Below are 19,001 nucleotides of genomic sequence, written 5' to 3'. Positions count from 1 at the left end.
ATTCACCTCACTTTAACTTAGCAATTATTAGCTGACCTGATTTTCGATCAACACCCGCGACGCCCTTTACCAAACTTCCGTTTTCGCGTGCTTCAGCTACAGACTTGTAAGCCGCCGATTTCTTATCGAGCCGTTCTAGCACTTTATCTACCCACTGATCGGACATTTGAACAATTTCTTCAGCATCCCGAGAAAATGAGACCCCTCCATTTATCTGTTTCGAATCCAAAATAATCACCGACTTGCCATCAGCACTCATATACACATGATCAAAGCCATTATTACTTCCGTATTTACCGCCGTCCAACGACTTAAGACCCTGCCTTTGCGAAACGGACTCCACCAGTTGCTCAGTTAGGGCTCCAGACTGGTCAACGCCATCTGCCACCTGCCGCGCCAATGCTTTTTCGGATGGAGTCAAATCGGTAATAGCATAACCTCCAGCGTTCAATTTGGCCGAACTGACGAACCCTCCTGCGGTAGGCTCGACCCCAGAGAGCTGATCAATAGCGGGGATTCCCGATACTATCGGGTCAGGCTTCGGAATTATTGGCCTAGCCGGTAGGTGAGTGGTTTCCCCGTCCGTGACGTGGCTTGTGGAATTTGGGTTCTTTGGGGTTTCTGTGCTGGCGATCTCTTGAAGCTTACCAACTCTCCCCTGAATTGCCGCAGGGGTCGCTTCAGCCGCGATAGCTTTGTACGAACTACTCGATACGTCGATTCCGGCTTTCGACAGAATTGACGCTCCCCTGGCGATGCTGGCCTCGCTGCCTGCCACGGCACCGGCGAATACGCCGAAGACCCCACCTATTTGCTTCCCAAGCTGTTCGGACTTTACATCTCCGCCATTCTCAAGGGCGTCGGAGACCAGATCTAACTGTTGTTTGAACTGATCTAACTTATCTCCGAATATTTTCTGGGCATCGGCAGTCAGGATGAACTCGTTCATCACGGCAATGCTTTCTTTCGGATGCGCGAGAAAGTTGGCAGCGCCATTTAGCGTATCAAGGCCCGTCGAGGCCACTTCCTCGGTAAAGCCTTTGCCAAAACCTGTCATTGATGCCAGGCCTTGACTCGCGCTTATGAGATCCCATTTGCCTAGGATCGAAAGCCACTCCCCGACGGAAGTTGCTGCATTCAGCTCTTTGTTCCGTTGTGCTTTCTGTGCATCTGCAAGCCAGTTGTTATCAACGTTCGCGGTAGCGATGTTATTTGCGGTGGCGGCGCTGCTTGGATCAGTAATCGCTGCAATACCGGTAACAAGGCTGGTGACAATATTTCGTTTGGCTTCACGCTCTTCATTAGTTTCGTCAGGACGTGGTGCACCGAGCAAACCGGCTAATACACTGCTGGCGGAACCGGCCAACGCACCTGCGGAACAACTTTGATTGCTCGCTGCGGCACCCGCGCAACCTAAAATGGCATGCAGTGCGGAGTGTTCGGCACTGCCCTCTGGCAAGCCAGCTGCTACCAGCTTGCCGATGTAGCTCGAGCCTTGCTGCTGCACATAGTTGACCACCATATTCTGCGCAAACTGTGCAGTGCTGCCGCCCACGTTGCCGCTGGCACCTGCAACCAGGGCCGTAGCGATTTGCCGGTAGGTCCCCCCTGCGCCCCAATCGTTTTCGATCTCCCTCGCCTGTTGATTGAGACGTAGGTATTCGTCTCGATGGGCTTGCGCGTCTTTAGCGTTCGGGTTATCCGCCAGTGCCTTTTCTTTGTCTGCTTCTGCACGCAGGCTATCCGCTTCGCGCGTTTTTGACTCAATGAATACCCCGACGTTCTGTACAAATTTCGCCGTGATATCAAACCCAACCTGGATCTCCTGAGGGTTAAAAATCGGCTTGAGTTTGTTGCTGCCGTCCCGATCACTGGACACGTCGGTGTTGATCGCGGCAAGCGCTTCAGTGGCGGTTTCCCCCGTCAGAACTCGCTGTTTGGCGTCGTCATTGATCTTGACTGTCGCTCCGCTGATACCACTTCGAGTGACACTGCTCGCATCACCGCTGGCAAATAGCGCAATCGGTGCGTTTGCACTGATCTTGTCGTTCTTCGGCACAGGAGTGCCCGGCGCGCCCGCCTGCTGATTGCCACCCGCATCACGCCCTACATGCTCTCCCATACCGCCACTCAGGCCGATGCTGTTGGCGTCGTACGAGGCTTTGTTCTTGATATCCGAGGAGGTCAGCGTACCGGTGGAAAGCGTGTTTTTTCCATCTTTCACAGCCTTATCAGAGCTGGCGATAACTGCACCATTTAAGGCGGTATTGCCTTTGACGTCGATCTGAAAGCCTGCATCGCCAGCCTTGATACCCGTCTGTTCGCTGACACTGGCGTAGTCGCTATTCATCTTCTGCTGGTTGAACGACGCCGAACCACTGACGCCATAACAGAACGGTGGAATACAGATACTCACGCCAACACTGGCATCCACTTGTTTGGAACTGAACTTGCTGGTGTCCTGGAGGCTAGACAGATTCAGGTCGCCGCCGACGTTGGCCTGTACTTGGTTAGCACTGACCACAGCGCCCTTGAGGTTGGTGTCGTTGCCACTGTCCAGGCGAGCCTTGTTGCCGGCCTTGATTTCGGTATTGGTTTGCGTGACATCATGTCCATCGGACTTGCCCATGCCCTTGTTTGCCGCCAGGTCCAGTGTGAAGCCGTTCTGCGTGCCCCCTACTGTAAAACCAATCCCGACGCTTGCACCGCTGTTGCCGTTAGTGCTCTTTTGAATGGCTGTGTTTTGCGCGGACAGCAGGTTGACGTCACCATCTGATTTCAAGTTGACGTCATGCCCTGCATCGATTCGGCTGCCTACCACGTTGAGTGTGCTGTCCTTTCCGGCACCTGTAGCGGTGACGTTAATGTCTCCACCTGCCGCGAGGCTGCTAGACACCACATTCTGACCGGACTGACTGCTTTCGTTATGACTTTTGCTATTGCTAAGGCTAACGCTGACCTTGAATCCGACGCCGTCCTTAAGAATACCTTGGGCCGCATCGTAAGCCTGCTTGCCGCTCATGGCAGCATTGGCTGCCGCCAGACCTTGCATACGGGGATCGGAAGTTTTGCCGGCTGATTGGACAGCTTGTTGAACGCCACGCGCGGCATCAAGCAAAGGAATGTCAATGCTGCCGCCAATGGCCGTGCGGTTCGAGCTTGCCGTGTGGTTGGCACTCAACAGGTCAAACCCGGCCTGGATATCCACATCCTTGGCCGTGATCGAGATGTCGCCCTTGGGCGCGATGACCTGACTGGCGACTTGGCTGTAATGCTCGCCCGCGGTTAGATTGACTGAACCACCCAGTGACGCCACCTGGCTCCCAGATTGCCGGGTACTCTGGTTCTGATCACCGTCCTTAAGTTTGACGACACCCATTGCGTCCTGCCACCAAGAACCAATCTCGCCGGCCTTTTTACTGCTGGACTTACCGCTGGATGCGCTTTGGTTTTCGGTACTGGCAATGTCGAGATTACGCCCGGCGTCGATACTCAAGCCGTTATCGGTCACCAGCGTGCTGCCGCGTATGGCTGTGTCGCGCCCACTCTGAATGTCGAGGCTATCGGCGCTGATGCTTGTACCAATGCTTTGGCTACTGCTCTGCTGTCCGGTCTGGGCTTTTTGACTAAGTGATGGCGCTCCCACTATGTTCAGCCCGAACTTGCTGGATTGGCTGGACTGGCTTGAGGCCTGCTGCTGCAATGCCGTACCGATCTCAATATCTCTGCCAGCGCTCAACTTCACACTCTGCTGTGCGTTAAGCGCAGCTGCATTAAGAGTGATGTCATTGTCCGCTTGTACGTTGATAGTGTTGCCGTGCAGTTCAGTGCTGGTCACCGTTGACTGGCTGGCCGAAGCGCTACTGCTCTTACCGGAGAACAACCCCTTCTTCGCAGAAGCATTGGCTTGGCTGGTGTAGTTGTCGGCAGTATCAAGTGTGACGTTATTCCCCGCGCTCACCAACAACGCTCCGCCGCTGTTGACCTTGGCTCCTTCGGCAATAAAATCCTGACCAGCCGACAGCGAGACTTTTTTCCCAGCATCGACGGATGAACTGACAGCGACATCATTCTCGCTCTCGCTCATCTTCGAGCTTTTCTTACCCCATGACCCCTTTTTCGTTTTTGAGTAGTACGAATAATCAGTGTCTTGCGCAGCAGCAAGGCTCAGGTCTTTGCCGGCGTACAGATACGCCTCGTCCCCCGCCGTTACCCGGCTAGCCGACAACGCTAGATTCTTCCCGGAACTCAAGAGTAAGTCTCCGCCGGCTTTAACCGTGGTAGACACCTGACTGACATGATCCTCCTGACTCGTCACCTTCTTGGTCTTACCATACGAATGCTGCTCGTCCGCCGCCGAAGCCAGGGTCAGATCACCCACCGCACTCATGCTCACATCGCGCTTGGCAGCAAGCTGACTGGCAATCGCGGTGACATCGCGGCCAGCGCTGACTTTCAAGTCCTGCCCTGCATCGACGGTCGAGCCGTATTGGGTAATAGCCTGACTGGTATACAAACCACGCACGCCGCTGGTGACTTGTTCAGCAGCGACAAGGTTGACGTCACGTCCGGCACTGATCGTGGTGTCCGTGCCGCTTTTTAGCACGCCGCCTGTGTTGTTGACGTCTCGCCCGGCGTTGACGGTCAGGCCGTTGGCGGCTTCGATACGGGCGGCGTTATCGACGAAGTCAGTGCGTTCGGTTCGGTAGCTGCTGCTGCTTTCGTGGGTGGTGACCGTGCGTTCGTTGATCACGTCGCGGCCGGCCGTCAGTGAGACGTCGCGGCCGGCGATCACACCGCCTGCCTTGTTGATCAGGTTATTGCCGGCCAGCAGGTCGAGACGATTACCCGCTTCCACCAGACCGCTGTTCACCAGGTCGTTGCCAGCCGTCGCTGACAGGTTGTTGGAAGCTTTCAACGTGCCGGCGTTGCTCAGGTCCTTACCCGCGATCAGGGTTACGTCGCTGCCCTGGATAAGAGCGCCGTTGGCGGCCAGGCGATTGTTGGCGTTGGCCAGGTACAACACCGGCACCAGCACTTGCTCGCCGTTCACCTCGGCGTTTTCCATCCAGACAATGTCGTGGGTCAGGGCTGCGACCTGTTCGGAGGTCAGAGAGACGCCCAATTGCAGGTTCAATTCCTGTTTGCTGGCGACGGCGTTGTTCATCAGGTACTTGAACATGCCCTCGTCTGAGGTCTGGCCATCGATGAAGCGCTGGCCGGTTCGGGCGACTACGGCTTGCTGAATCAAGTTCTGTTCGTAGAAACCGTCACCCAGGCGCTTGGCACTTTGGTCCGGGTCGTAACCGAGGTTGGACAACAGGTAGTCCGAGCTCATGAACTGCTTGAGGTCGGTGAGTACCGGGTTGGTTTCGATCAGGTATTTATGGGGTTTGGACTGACCGCTGCTGGCGGGCAAGCCCTGGACGCGATTAATGGTAAATGCCGTGGACCGGCCTGGCAGTGCAGAACCCTCAGCGCTGGCAGCCGGTAGGCTGACGTTAATCGCGCTGGCCCCCACGTTGACGTTTGGCGCCTGATAATCTGCCGCAGTCAAATCTGCGCCGCTGGCCGAAGCCTGAGCGCCGTTGCCCGGTTGAATGTTCGGGGGCTGGACGCTGGGCAGCACTGGCTGACGCTGGGTCGGGGTGACGCTGGCGCCGCCCATGGTCCAGCTTTGCGGGCCGCTGGCCGCTGGAGTACTGCTGCCTTGACCACTCAGGCGGAACAAACCGTTCTGCCCGGTGGGCAGCGCGAAACCCGCTAAGGTCAGTGGATTCACCTGCTGCTGGGCGAGGTTCGGCGGCAGCTGCTGATTGACCGTAATGCGCGTCGAAAACGTCCCCGCGCCGCTGGCGCCAGCACTGCCGGTGGTGGTTTTCGCACCCGCACCTACATAGGTGAAACCGGGCCGCGCCACACGGTTGTCGATACCGTCCTGGGCCTTTATGTTCACCGCGCCTGCCGCCTGAATCACGGCAGCGTAGCTCTGGTCACCCGTGCTGATCGTGGTGACCCGGCGCAACGCTGTGCGCTCTTGCTCGGTCATGCCGATAAACGAGGACATGGCGCCAACCAGGCCGCTCAGGTCTTGGGGGTTGTAGCCCGCGCCGCCAATGGCATAGCGGTTGTTGAACGCCGCCGCAGCGTTGTACCACATGCCGGCATTGCGGGTGCGCTCGGACACGAACAGCCGCCAGGTTTGAGTTTCACCGGTTTCAACGCCGCTGTTGGTCAGGTTGTTGGCGGTAATGTTGAGGTTGCCGGCAGCACCGATGGTGCTGCTGGCATTGAGTACATCACCGCCTGCGATAGTGAGGTTTTTCCCAGCGGTGATGCTGGAACCGGCGCTGGCAGCGGTCACCTCGAGTTTTTCGCGTTGGTCGATCTGCCACAGGTGGTTTTGCTTGCCGCTGCAGTCCCCCGCATAGTTCGGGCCTTCTATGCACGGATACTCCGTGATGGAGGCGGTGTAAATGCCACCGGCACTGGTGGCCAGCACGGCACGCACGTTCTGAAGCGTGCTGGCGGCCAAGCTCAAGTTGCCATCGCTCTGGATGCTCGACGAGCTGTTGATCACGCTGGTTGCCAGACCACCCTGCCCGTCGCGGTCGATGCTCAGGTTGCCCAGGCTGTAGATATCGGCGTAGCTGTTGTTCAGTGTGTCGAGGCGCAGGCTCATGTCCGCGCCACTGAAGATCAGGCCGTGGTCATTGACCAGCGCGCCAGTGGTCACGGTCAGCGCTTGACCGCTGCCCAGCGTGCCCTGGTTGTTGATGCCCCCGGCGTTGACGATCAGGTTGGTCGCCGAGGTCAGGCGACCGACGTTGTTCAGTTGGCCGCCGACTGACACCGTAGTGTCCCCGCCGCCGGCGATGCTCGAAGGGGCGTTCAGGCTCACTTGCCCGGCACTCAGCCCGAGTGTCCCAAGGCTGCTGAGCCGGCCATTGCCTGCGTATGTGCCACCGAGGTTCAGGCTCAGCGCACCATCACTGGCGATCAGCCCGTCGTTGGTCCAATTGCCGCCGCTACCGACGAGGCTGGTGGACGCCAACAGCTGGCCACTGGCGGTCTGGGTAAAGTTATTGACGTTGACGTTCAGGCGCGCAGCCTGGATGACATTGCTGTTGCTCCAGCTATCGGCGTTAAGCGTCAGGCCGCCGCGAGTGACGATCGAGCCGCCGGCGCCTGTGACGTTGGCGGTAGAGATGTCGAACGTGCCATCGCCCACATGCAGCAAGCTGCCGCCGGCATTGAGAAAGCCACCTGCCGCCAGGCTCAGGTTGGTGTTGGCGCTTTCCAGGGTGCCATTGCGGTTGTCAAACAGCCCGCCAATCTGGAAGTCGGTTTTACCGCTGCCGCCCAGGACACGCAGTTGGCCGGTCTGGTTATCGAGGCTCGCGGCCTTGATTGCCAGGGTGCTGTCGCTTTCGATGATGCCCAGCCGGTTGTTCAGTGCACCACTGAGATTGAGGTCGATCTGCTGGCCGGCAATCTGGCCATCGTTGTCGCCACTGTTGTCAAAATCGTTGCCGGTGACGCTGATCTTGCCTTTGGCGTACAGGCCGCCGTTACGGTTGTCGAAGTTGCCGGTGGTGATGATCGCGTCACCGTTTTGCGCTGACACACGCCCGCCGTAGTTATCGATGCCACCCAAGGCGGTCAGGTTCAAGCGCTGTGCCTGGGTCACGCCGCCCTGACGGTTGTTGTTCAGGTCATAGCCGTTTTTCAGCACGCCGGTAAGCTGTGCAGTGAAGGCCGATTGCAGGCTGGAGAGCACGCCGCCGCGGTTATCGACATTGCCGGCGGAGACGGTCAGGTCGCCGGCCTTGGCGATAATCCGGCCACTCTGGTTATTGATATCTGCGCCTGTGGTAAGGGTCAGCGCCCCCTGACTTTGCAGCGTACCTTTGCCATTGCTGAGGCTGCCGGCCTGGACTTGCAGGTCACCGCTCTGGCTGTAGATCAGGCCGTCGGCGTCGTTCTGCACCACGCCCGGCGTGGTGATCGTCAGCAGATCGTTGGCCGCGACGGTGCCCCGATTACGGTTGTCCAGGCCGCCGGTGAGCAGCGTCATCAAGCCTTGGCTGGCGAGTTGGCCGCCCTGGTTATCGATTTGCGTTGAGCGCTGAACCCGCAGCGGGCCGACGCTGGCCAGTTTGCCATTGGTGTTGGTCAGCACGCCGAGCAAATCAAGGGTCACTGCCGCGTTACCGACCAGGTTGCCACCGGTGTTATCCAGCGCGGTGCCGGTGAAGCTGAGGCCCTGCTGGGCGTTGACGGTGCCGCCGGCATTCCCCAGGGTCATCGCCTGAATCACCAGTGCCACGCCGCTGTCGATCAAACCGCCTTGGGCGTTTGTCAGCAGACCGCTGAGGGTCAGGGTCTGGGCGCCGCCACTGGAGATCACACCACCGTTGCTGTTATCCAGGTTCGCAGCGTTGAGATTGAGGTTTTTGCTGCTGACGATTGCGCCTTCGCCGCTATTGAGTACCGTGCCATTGACGGCGACGGAAACATCGCCGTCGCGACTCGACAGCGTACCTTTGTTGCGGTTATCCAGGTTGGTGCTGGTCAGGCTCAGGCCCTGCCAGCCGGACAGCAAGCCACCGAGGTTTTGCGCGGCGTCGGCATTCACTGTCAGCACGTTGTTGCTGATCAGTTTCCCACCCGTGTTGTCGAGTGCCCGCGCGCTCAGGGCGAGGCTTTGCGTGCTGGAGATTTCGCCGCTGCGGTTACTCAGGTCGCGTAAATGCTGAATGCTCAACACGCCAGCGGTGGTGATCAGGCCGCCGCTGTTGTCCAGGTCTGCCGTGGCCGCACCAAAATCGATGGCAATTGCGCTGCCCAACAGCGAACCGCTCTGGTTATTGATACCGCGGCTGTTAATGGTCAGGCCGTTGGTGGCGTTGATCAGGCCCCTATTCTGGTTATTCAGAAGCCCGTCGAGGTTCACGTCCAGATTGGCACGACTGGTCAGCGTGCCGCCGCTGTTGTCCAGGCCGCCGGCCTTGACGTCGAGTGTGGCGGCAGCTATCAGCCCTTTGAGGTTGCTCAGCGCCTGATCGACGCGCAGGGTCAGGGCCTGATTACTCAGCAACTTGCCATTGCTGTTGTTCAGGCTGCGAGCCGTCACGTTGAACGCTTGGACACTGGAGATTTCACCGCCATCGTTATTGATGTGGGTGAGATTTTTGAGCATCAGCAACGGCGCGCTGATCAACCCGTTCTGGTTGTTCAGTTGACCCTGGTTCACGTCCAGCGTCAGGGCGGTGTTGCTGAACAGTTGACCACCCTGTTGATCCAGGCCAGTGACGCTTGCGGTCAGGGCGCCGGAACTGGCAATTCGGCCGCTGTCCTGGTTGGTCAGTTGGGTAGCCGTCAGGTCCAGCGTGTCGCCACTGTTCAGCCACCCGTTGTGGCTGTTATCCAGCACACCGGTGTTCACGCGCACCGCACCTTTGCTGCTGATGCTGCCTTTTTTGCTGTTATCGAGGCTGGCACTGTTGAGCACGAGGCCGGCATCGGTAACGATCACACCGCCTTGGTTCAGCACGCCGCCCGTGGTGGTCAGCGTCAGCGGTCCTGCCGCAGACAGGCTGCCGAGGGTATTGGTCAGGCTGGCTGCGGTCACGTCCAACCGGCCTTCAGCACTCAACAGGCCTTGACTGTTGGTCAGATCGCCGGAGAGTCCGGCCTTGAGGTTTTTCTGGCTCAACAGCGAGCCGCCGCTGTTGTCGAGATCCTGCCCGATCAACGTCAGGTCAGTCTTGCCCGACAAAAGGCCTTTGGCGCGGTTGATGACATGATCGACTGTCAGCGCCAGCGCGCCCTGCGCAACTACCTGACCGCCATCGCTGTTGTCCAGGCTGTCGGCGCTGATCTGCATATTCCCGTCTGCGATCAGGGTGCCGCCCTGGTTGACGACCTGACCGCCTACCGTGACCCCGAGGGTGTCGCGGCTGCTGATCAGACCACCCGTGTTGTCCAGACGGGCGCTCTGCAGGTCCAGGGTCTGGGCGGAAATCAGGCCCTTGACGCTGACCAGCAAGTGTTCGAGGCGCAGGGTCAGGCCCTGATTGCTGATCAACTTGCCGTTGCTGTTGTCGAGGTTGCGAGCGTCCAGCGCGAATGCCTGGGCACTGGAGATTTCACCGCCCTGGTTATTGATGTCCTTGAGGTTCTTCAGCATCAGCAACGGTGCGTTGATCAGGCCGTTCTGGTTGTTCAACTGCCCCTGATTCAGGTCCAGGCTCAGGGAAGTTTTGCTGAACAGTTGACCGCCCTGCTGATCAAACCCAGTGACGCTGGCGGTCAACGCCTTGTCGCTGGCAATCCGGCTGGCAACACCGTTGCTCACCTGAGTCGCACTCAGGTCAAGGGTGTCGCCGCTGATCAATTGCCCGGCCTGGGTATTGTCGAACACTCCGGTCGTCACAACCGTCGCATTCTTGCCGCTGATCAGACCTTTTTGGCTGTTGTCGAGGATGGCGCTATTGAGGGTCAGGCTGCCGTCGGTACTGATCGAGCCGCTCTGATTGTTCAACACACCTTTGGTGGTCAGTGCCATCGCGGCGGCACTCGACAAGTTACCGCCAGTGTTGTCGAGACTGCCTGCATTGACTACCAGGGTGCCTTCACTGCTGATCAGACCGGCGACGTTGCTCAGGGCATTATCGAGGCGAATATCCAGAGCTTGCTGAGTGACAAGGTTGCCACCGCTGTTGTCCAGGCTCTGTCCGGCAACCGTTGTCGCGCCCTTGCTGAACAGTTGGCCTTTGGTCTGGTTGATGATCTGTGCCACGCGCAGGGCCAGATCGGTGCCGGCGAGGATCTTGCCGTTATCACTGTTGTTCAGTTGCGAGCCTTGCAGGCTGACATCGACGGCGCTGGAGATTTCCCCGCCACGGTTGTCCACAGCATCGACGTTGAGTTTCAGCGCTTTTGTGGCGCCTACCAGACCACCGCCACGGTTATCCAGTCCCTTGCCGTTCAGGGTCAACGCGCCCTGAGCGACCAGTTCGCCGCCCTGGTTGGTGAACTGCGCAACATTGGCGATCAGGTCGGTTTGGCTGGCAATGCGACCGCCGCTGTTATCGGTACTGGCTGCGTCCAGACGTATCGGCCCTACTGCGCTCAGCAAGCCACCGCGGTTATCGAGTTGAGTGCCCGTGAAGTTGATCGCGGCCTGACTGTTGAGCAGCCCTTTTTGGCGGTTATCGAGTTGCCCGACATTCAGTTGCAGGTCGTTGATGGCGCGTACTGTACCGGTGCGGTTGTCCAGCGAGTCGCTGCGCAGCGTCAGTCGATCCTTGCCGGACAGGCTGCCATTCCGGTTATCGAGGCTGCCAGTCTGCAGGTCGACCGCGCCTTTGGCGCTGAGGTCACCGTTCTGGTTATCGAACAGGCTCGCAATGCGGGCGGTCAAGCCGCCATCGCTGACAAGGCTGCCGTTATGGCTGTTGTCCAGGCTGGCGGCAGTGATGCTCACACGCTGTCCGGAACCCAACACTCCATTCTGGTTATTCAGGGCGCCGATCAAGCCGATATTCAGTGCAACGTCACCGGTCACCTGACCATCGCTGTTATCCAGCGAGGAGGCATTCACCGTGGTGTTACCGGCGCTGGAAAGCTCGCCATTGTGGTTGTTCAAGTGCCCGACATTGGCCGTCAAGTCACTGCTGCTGGTGATCACCCCCAGGGTATTGAACACCTCATCGGCCGTAACCTTCAGCGCACTCACGCTCAGCACACGCCCGTTGTTCTGATTGTCCAGAGTCTGGGCATTGAGGGTGGTGGTTTGTCCACTGAGCGTGCCGCCCTGGTTGGTCAGGGTCTGCGTTGCGTTAACAACCAGGTCACGACTGGCGATGATGTTCTTGCCAGTGTTGTTGACGCGCTGTGCACTGATGCTGACATCGCCCGTGGTGTTACGGGTGTTATCGGCATTGACCCCGCTTTCGATGATGCCGTTGTTGGTCAACTGGCCGCCGCTGGTGAGCGTGATGCGGTCCTTGGCGACAAGGTTGTTCTGACTGGTCAGGTCGCCTTGGGTTTTCACGTCCAGGGTGGTGCCGGCGTAGACCGGCCCCTTGGCTTGCAGGTTGTCGGCCTTGATGTTGATCGCGCCGGCCGCCGCCGTATCAACCAAGGTAAGGTCGCCGCTGGCATCCAATTGCATATCGCCGCTGCTGGCGACCATCTTGCTGTCAAGTTTTACCCCGACACCGGCTTCGCTGCTGACCAGCTTGATCGCCCCGGCATACATGCCGCCCAGGGCCGAGGAGTCGATGGCCAGCTGCGGCTTGGTCGCCGGATCGGCGGCGCGGGCAGTCGCCTTGAGGGTCTTGGCGTCGACGTCATTGGCACCGGCAATGATCGTCAGGTTCTTGGCCTGGATCTCAGCGTTGATCTTGGCCGAGCGGGTGATAATTTCGAACTGGTCGACGTTACTGGCATTCAGGCCGGCGCCGTCAATGGCAACGCTGCCCTGGTCGACTTGGTAGCGAGTGATTTGGCCGTTTTCGATGACGGCCTTGCCGGTGGTCAGCGTGGCCTGTGGGGTGTTAATGAAGCCACAGCCGTTGCAGGTGACACCGTACGGGTTGGCTACGATCACGTGGGCCGATTGCCCCGCCACTTCGGTGTAACCGCGCAACTGGCTGGGGCTGCCGCCGTTGACCTCGTTGAGGATCACGCTGGCAGCCGTACCATTGAGGTTCTGGTTACCGAGGATGATCCCGCCCAACTGGGTCGACTGGGTCCGACCGGTCGCGTTGTTGAGGATCACGCCCTGCGAACCAACGTTGTAATCACTGAACTGGTTATGCGACAGCCCACTGCCATTCGGTGCTGCAATGTTGACGATAGGCACACCGTTGCCCGCCTGGCCGAGCGTCGTCCCCGGCGCGCTGACCACAATCCCGTCCGCCTGGGCCAGCAACGGTTGCCAGAACATCGCGTTGGCCAACACTAACGCCAAGCCACGCTTGGGCAATCCCAGGAAGTTGGAACGACTTTTCAGGGCCGCAGAAGGTTGGCGCGCGAGGAAAGCGAACTGGCGAACGTCCATGTGTTTTCTCGATGCCCGAGGGGCGGTAAAAATTTAAAGGAAGAAATCCAGGCGGAAATAGATCGGCGCTTCACGTTCAGTGATCGGCCCCGGGCGTTCCAAAGAGTGTGCAAAGGTCACCGTGGCCGCGACGTTCTGGCCGCGCGCGAACAGGTCCACGGAGTTGCTGGTCATGCGCCCGTGCTGTTCGGCGTTGTAGCGGTCGCGGCTGATCACGCCTTGGTCGTAGCCGAGGCTGGTGCCGTATTCGCTGAAGACTGGCTGCATCCAGGCCCAGGTCACCGGACGGCTCCAGCGCAGGTCATTGCGCCAATAGCCGCCGCTGTCGCCGCTCAGACTCTGGTCCTTGTAGCCGCGTATCGACGACTGACCGCCCAGGCTCATGCGTTGGGGGCTGAACAGCACGTCTTCGCTGCGTTGGCCGGTCATCAGGCTGCTGAAGCTGAACGACTCGCCCCACAACTTGAACGGGTACAGGTAGCTCAGGGTCGCGGTGTATTTGCGGTAGCGCGCATCGGCCTGGCCAGGGCGTGGGTTGTGATTGGCCTGGGCGTCGAACGCGCCTATGCCGTCCTGCATGCCCAGGTCGATGTTGAGGAACGAGCCGCCAATACGCCGGCCATGGTTGATGCCGAATTGGGCTTCGCTGAGGCGGTTGCTGCTCAGGGCGAGTTTGCTGTCTTCGATGAAGTTGTTGGTGCGCAGGTAGGCCACGCCGGTGCTGAGGGAGGTTTTGCTCAGGGCGTCGCGGTGGATGACCCGCTCCAGGCGCAGTTGGTGGTTTTGGCTGTCGCCCGATTGCTTGAAGTTAAAGCCGCTGGCCTGGGCCAGTGAGCGGTAGTCGCTCTCGCTGTAGGTGTAATTGAGGTTCCACCAGCCGAACGGCAGGTTGTAATTGAGCATCGAGTTGCGCGAGGTTTTCTGGTGGTCGCTGATCGCATCGTGGCCACCTCGTAGCGACAATTGGTCCGCCAGGCCCAGCGGGTTGTCCCAATCCAGGCTGGCGCCCCACTGCTGTTCGCCCGTGCTGCGCTGGCCGCCGTTGTGACGGGAAAGGCCGACGCGCCAGGGTTTTTGCGGGGTGTTCTTGACCAGCACTTCGCTGCCGCCGACTGCTTTGCCCGGTGCCAATTCCATCTGGGCCTGGTTGGAGGGCAAGCGGTTCAGTTGGTCGACCATCTGCTCGATTTCGCGCAGGTTGAGCAGGTCGCCTGGTTTACCTGGAAAGCTCATGGCCAATTGACGGTCAGTGATGCCGCTGCCCTCGGCGCCCTTCATGCCCTCCAGTCGGCCCTCCACCACCTGCACCTTGAGGTTGCCGCTGCCGAGGTTTTGTTGCGGCAGGTAGGCGCGACTGGTGACCAGGCCCTTGGCCAGGTAGTGGTCGGTGATGACCTTGAGCAAATCATTGAGCTGCGGCACGCCAAGACATTGGCCGATGTAGGGCTTGATTAGGCTGGCGCGCTCGCCTTCGGACAGCGCGTCGGCGCCGCTGAGTTCGATGGTGTTGATGGCGAAACAGCGAGTGTCGGCGGGCGCTGTCGGCTTGGCTGGGGCAGCGGCTTTGCCGGGCAGGTCCTTGAGCTCTTCGAGGCGGCGCTGTTGCTCTTCGAGCAGGCGATCCTGGCGGTCACGGATCAGGTCGGTAACGCCTGGCGTGTCCTGCGGGGTTGCACCTTGGGCCGTCCCGGCTAAGCCCAGGCATAAAAAAATAGACAGCAGCGTGAGCCTGGTCCGACGTACCGAACGCCACATTTTTAGATCCCTCTAGATAGCCTTGTGCCACTATTTGGCGGCGATCTTATGGTGGCGATTTGATGGCGTCAATTAAATGTATGAATTTGTTTCAGCGCCGAAATCCGGATATTTGACAATAAGAAATTTAGTCTTTTTGCATCAGTCACTTACCCGATAAAACGACTCAACTCCCGTCTGCGTTGAGCGCAAAGCCATTTAGGGTACACAAGCCACGGTAGAAGCGAATGCCAGATTAAACGCCCCCCCCCTCTTCCCCAATGACCTTGCCTGGACCGGCAGAACTGCGGCACTCTTCCCGCTCTTAGCCACTTAAATGCCACTACCCAGGGAATGCTAATGCCAGGAATCAAGGATGTTGCCGTCGAGTTTGCCGCCTTTGTAGATAGCCTTAGTGCCGAGCGGGCGGAGCTCATCGACTCCATCGCCGCACTGAACAATGGCTTCGAAGGTTGGTTGAAACTGGAGTTCTACTTCTGGCTCATCAAGAACCGGAAATTGCGCGCCGCAATCGACGATAAACCCGATGACCGCGACGTGGGCATGGAATACAAAGTCGCGCTCGATCAGCGCCATGCCGCCATGGACCGGAAAACCAAACAGTGTGATTTGTGGGTGCGAAACCACGACGAAAACGGCTTCCACTTTATAGAACTCAAGGCGCCGTTCTTCAACAGCAACCACGGCAAGATGATACGTAGCGCGGCGGATGACCTGTGGTACATGTCGCGCCTCACAGGCGCCTACGAGCAAGTGGTGACCGGCAGCACCATCGCCGTAGGCATCGGTTTTACCGCTGAGCGATGGGCCGAGAAGGTAGAGTCTGTGCGGGCTTATTCTGAGAAAACGTCGAAGCCCGTTTCTGTCACGCTCGGCAGCCTGGGCAAGCACGAGACCGCCCACTGGGCAGCGCTGACCGTCGAGTACTGACGTTCTCCTTGGGCACCCACTCAATTCTCAATGATATAAATGGGGTTGGTTTGACTGTGATGCACCTGCAACGGTGCCAAACACAGGGTATTGCGCCCCATGCCCTTGGCTTCATAAAGAGCTGCATCCGCACGGGCAAGCAGGCTGGCCGTGGTGTCACCTTCAGTTGGCACCACGCAGCAAACCCCGATACTGATGCGCAATGAGATGCTTGCCTCACCAAACCGAGCCGGTGACTCAGCAACCGAAGCGCGCAACGCGTCCAGAACCGCCACAGCATCTTCGGGGCTGGTGCCGGGAAGCAAGACCAGAAATTCCTCACCCCCATAACGGCCGATACTGTCGGACTCACGAATTCGCTGGGTGAGATGGTTGACGCAATGGCAAATCACCTCATCACCCGCCAGGTGTCCATGCACATCATTGATCTGTTTGAAATGGTCGATGTCGACCATCGCCACCGCCAGGTAGGAAACGTCTCGACGCGCGCGCTCCAGCTCTTTGGAATACTGTTCGAGCACGGCTCTACGATTGAGAATACCGGTCAGCACGTCGCGTAACGCCAGGCGCTGGAGTAACGACTCACTGCGCTCTTTGGCGAGTAGCACAAGCCCGAGGGAAATCATCATCGCGGTGAACGTGCCGATACTGACCGAGATAGTCTGCTTAAGGTTACTGACGTCATAGCGCATTTCGGCAGCCCCTCCGCCGATGATGGCGACCACCCGCATACCCAGACCGATCAGGCTGATACTCGACCCAATGATCAACAGCATGCGCGCACGTCCCTGAGCAGGGATGTAGCGGCGCGTCCAATAGATGATCAACGCGCACTGCACCATCAAAACAAGCGTGGCAGCGAGCATTCGCGGCTCCAGCGTGTCGATCAGGCTTGCCATTAATGCGAGCATCAATGCAGCCGGCGCAAAGATCCGCCACCAAGAGACGGGCAACTCAACGATCCGAAATACGCTGGCCCCGTAGAAGGCCAACGCTACCGCCAACAGTGTGTTCGCAGCCCCGTAGGTCAACCACAACGGGGCGTAGCCGTACAGGGTATATCCAACGTAAGCCAGGGCATGTGCTAACAAACCAAAGCCAATGGTAAGCAAGCCGTCACGCTGGTTGAACTGGCCGACCAATATCAGACAAAACGCCATGATCGTCGCCACTAAGGCGACGCAGGCAAAAAGCGTGGGGGTATGGGCAATCATAAAGTCTCACCAGGCGCTGTCAGGGGCTGCTCTCGTGGAGTCTAGTTGAGTAGGCCGTCAGTTTGTCGGCCACACGCGGATGCGCTCGTCACCCCGTTCGAATGACGAAGTCGGGGCACCAGGGGGGCCATAAAGACAAATCATACCGCTGCACGACGGTGGATTTTCTAGCGATAGCCTCGTGCCTGCACGTCAAACAGGTCGGCATAACGTCCACTGGCAGCCATCAGTTGGCTATGACTGCCCTCCTCCAGAATCTGCCCGCGTTCCAACACGATAATGTGATCCGCACTGCGCACACTGGAAAAGCGGTGGGAAATCAACAAGGTCATGCGGCCCTTGGCATGCTCACGGAAGTGCTCGAACACTGCCGCTTCAGCCCCGGCATCCAGCGCGGAGGTCGGCTCATCGAGGATCAGCAAGTCGGCGTCGTGACGCATGTAGGCCCGCGACAAGGCAACTTTCTGCCACTGCCCACCGGACAGTTCCTGGCCGCCGAACCAGCGTCCCAGCTGGGTTGAATAGGTTTGGCTCAAGCGCTCGATAAATTCGGCCGCGACCCCTTGAGTGGCCGCACTGCGCCAGCGTGCCTGGTCGTGCAGCGCATCGACATCGCCGACGCCGAGGTTTTCACCCACGGTCATCTGATAGCGGATGTAGTCCTGGAAAATCACCCCGATGCGCTGGCGCAGGGTGTGTTCATCCCACTCCTGCAGGTCGCTGCCATCCAGCAGGATGCGGCCTTCATCCGGGGTATACAGACGGGTCAGCAGTTTGATCAAGCTGGTCTTGCCGGAGCCGTTTTCACCCACCAGCGCCAGGCTTTTGCCGGGTGCCAAGTGCAGGTTGATATTGCGCAGCGCTGCAGAGGCGGCGCCTGGGTAGGTAAACCCCACGTGCTCGCAGCGCAGGCCATCGCCAGGGCGCACGCCCTGGGTGAGCCGGCCGCGCGGGGTGATCACGGGGGTTTCAAGGTATTCATACAGGTCCGAGAGGAACAAGCTGTCATCGTACAGCCCGGCAATAGCGCTGAGGCTGGCAGTGATTGCGCTTTGCCCCTGCTTGAAGAGCACGATGTACATGGTCATCTGGCCCAGGCTCGTCTGGCCACGCACGGTGTCGAGCACCACCCAAGCGTAAGCCAGGTAAAACGCTGCGGTGCCCAGCAGGCCCAATGCAAAACCCCACGCGTCACGGCGCACCGTTAATTGCCGGTCTTCCGTATACAAACGCTGGGCGTTGTCGCGATAGCGCTGCAGGAACAGCGGTGCCAGGCCGAACAGCTTGACCTCCTTGGCATGGGCCTCGTGGGAGAGCAAGGACTCAAGGTAGTTCTGCTGACGCGTCTCCGGCGCCCGTCGGTGAAACAGGCGGAACGCATTGCCCGAAAAATGCGTCTCGGCGAAGAACACGGGTAATGCGCCGACCACCAGGATCAACAAGGCCCAGGGAGAGAAATGCACCAGCAGCACGGCAAAGCTGACCAGCGAGATGAGGTTCTGCACCAACCCCAGTCCTTTAGTCACCAGGCTCAGCGGCCGCGTCGAAGCCCCCTGGCGCACACGCACCAGTTTGTCGTAGAACTCGGCGTCTTCAAATTGCAGCAGCGAAAGGGTCTGGGCTTTCTCCAGGACCATCAGGTTGACCTTGACGCCTAACCTCACCCGCAACAGCGACTGCTGCATCGACAACGCCCGTTGCGCGGCCGCCAACAACGCCAGCACGCCGGCCTCAGCCAACACGTAGCGCATCACTGGCCACACCGGTGCCTGGCTGCCGGCCGCGTGAACCTGCATGGCGTCGACCACGCCGTCAACAATGCGCTGTCCTATCCAGGCGGCCAATGCGGGCAGCAGCCCGGCGACGATCGTCGCCAGCAACAGCCCCAAGAACAGTGGCCGTGAGGTTTCCCACACCAGTCCCAGTGCCCTGCGCGCCTGGATAGAAAACGCGCCCAATCGATTGAACAGCACCATGAATGGCATGGACTCCTTGAGGGGGTGAAATCAGGCCGGATGGCCGAGTGTGAC

General features: G+C 59.1%; 5 protein-coding genes. 1 reads left to right on the top strand and 4 read right to left on the bottom strand.

Annotated elements, in window-relative coordinates:
* Positions 1-7: 7 nt before the first annotated feature.
* A complete protein-coding gene (locus QCBJ_RS20055; protein WP_256581542.1) occupies positions 8-13,072 on the bottom strand; it encodes a hemagglutinin repeat-containing protein in 13,065 nt (4,354 codons plus the stop codon).
* Positions 13,073-13,105: 33 nt separating this feature from the next.
* A complete protein-coding gene (locus QCBJ_RS20050) occupies positions 13,106-14,827 on the bottom strand; it encodes a ShlB/FhaC/HecB family hemolysin secretion/activation protein (RefSeq protein ID WP_102061434.1) in 1,722 nt (573 codons plus the stop codon).
* 339 nt (positions 14,828-15,166) lie between these two features.
* On the opposite strand from QCBJ_RS20050, the gene QCBJ_RS20045 reads away from it, so the two are divergent.
* Complete coding sequence (locus QCBJ_RS20045; RefSeq protein WP_046036089.1) at positions 15,167-15,757, top strand: hypothetical protein; 591 nt, start codon at positions 15,167-15,169, stop codon at positions 15,755-15,757.
* A gap of 20 nt (positions 15,758-15,777) precedes the next feature.
* Here QCBJ_RS20045 and QCBJ_RS20040 read toward each other — a convergent pair whose 3' ends face one another.
* Positions 15,778-16,971, bottom strand: a complete 1,194-nt coding sequence (locus tag QCBJ_RS20040) for a diguanylate cyclase (RefSeq protein WP_102061433.1) — start codon at positions 16,969-16,971, stop codon at positions 15,778-15,780.
* A gap of 167 nt (positions 16,972-17,138) precedes the next feature.
* Positions 17,139-18,947, bottom strand: coding sequence for an ABC transporter ATP-binding protein (locus QCBJ_RS20035; protein ID WP_102061432.1), 1,809 nt, complete (start codon positions 18,945-18,947; stop codon positions 17,139-17,141).
* Between the last annotated feature and the right edge of the window lie 54 nt (positions 18,948-19,001).

Source organism: Pseudomonas sp. QC2, from assembly GCF_002859085.1.
In the GTDB taxonomy this organism is placed as follows: Bacteria; Pseudomonadota; Gammaproteobacteria; order Pseudomonadales; family Pseudomonadaceae; genus Aquipseudomonas; species Aquipseudomonas petroselini.
This window is presented reverse-complemented; position numbering and strand designations above follow the sequence as displayed.

What these genes read in the sequence shown, in the direction of transcription:
- QCBJ_RS20055 (WP_256581542.1), bottom strand. Translation starts at nt 13,072, where the DNA reads ATGGACGTTCGCCAGTTCGCTTTCCTCGCGCGCCAACCTTCTGCGGCC.
- QCBJ_RS20050 (WP_102061434.1), bottom strand. Translation starts at nt 14,827, where the DNA reads ATGTGGCGTTCGGTACGTCGGACCAGGCTCACGCTGCTGTCTATTTTT.
- QCBJ_RS20045 (WP_046036089.1), top strand. Translation starts at nt 15,167, where the DNA reads ATGCCAGGAATCAAGGATGTTGCCGTCGAGTTTGCCGCCTTTGTAGAT.
- QCBJ_RS20040 (WP_102061433.1), bottom strand. Translation starts at nt 16,971, where the DNA reads ATGATTGCCCATACCCCCACGCTTTTTGCCTGCGTCGCCTTAGTGGCG.
- QCBJ_RS20035 (WP_102061432.1), bottom strand. Translation starts at nt 18,947, where the DNA reads ATGGTGCTGTTCAATCGATTGGGCGCGTTTTCTATCCAGGCGCGCAGG.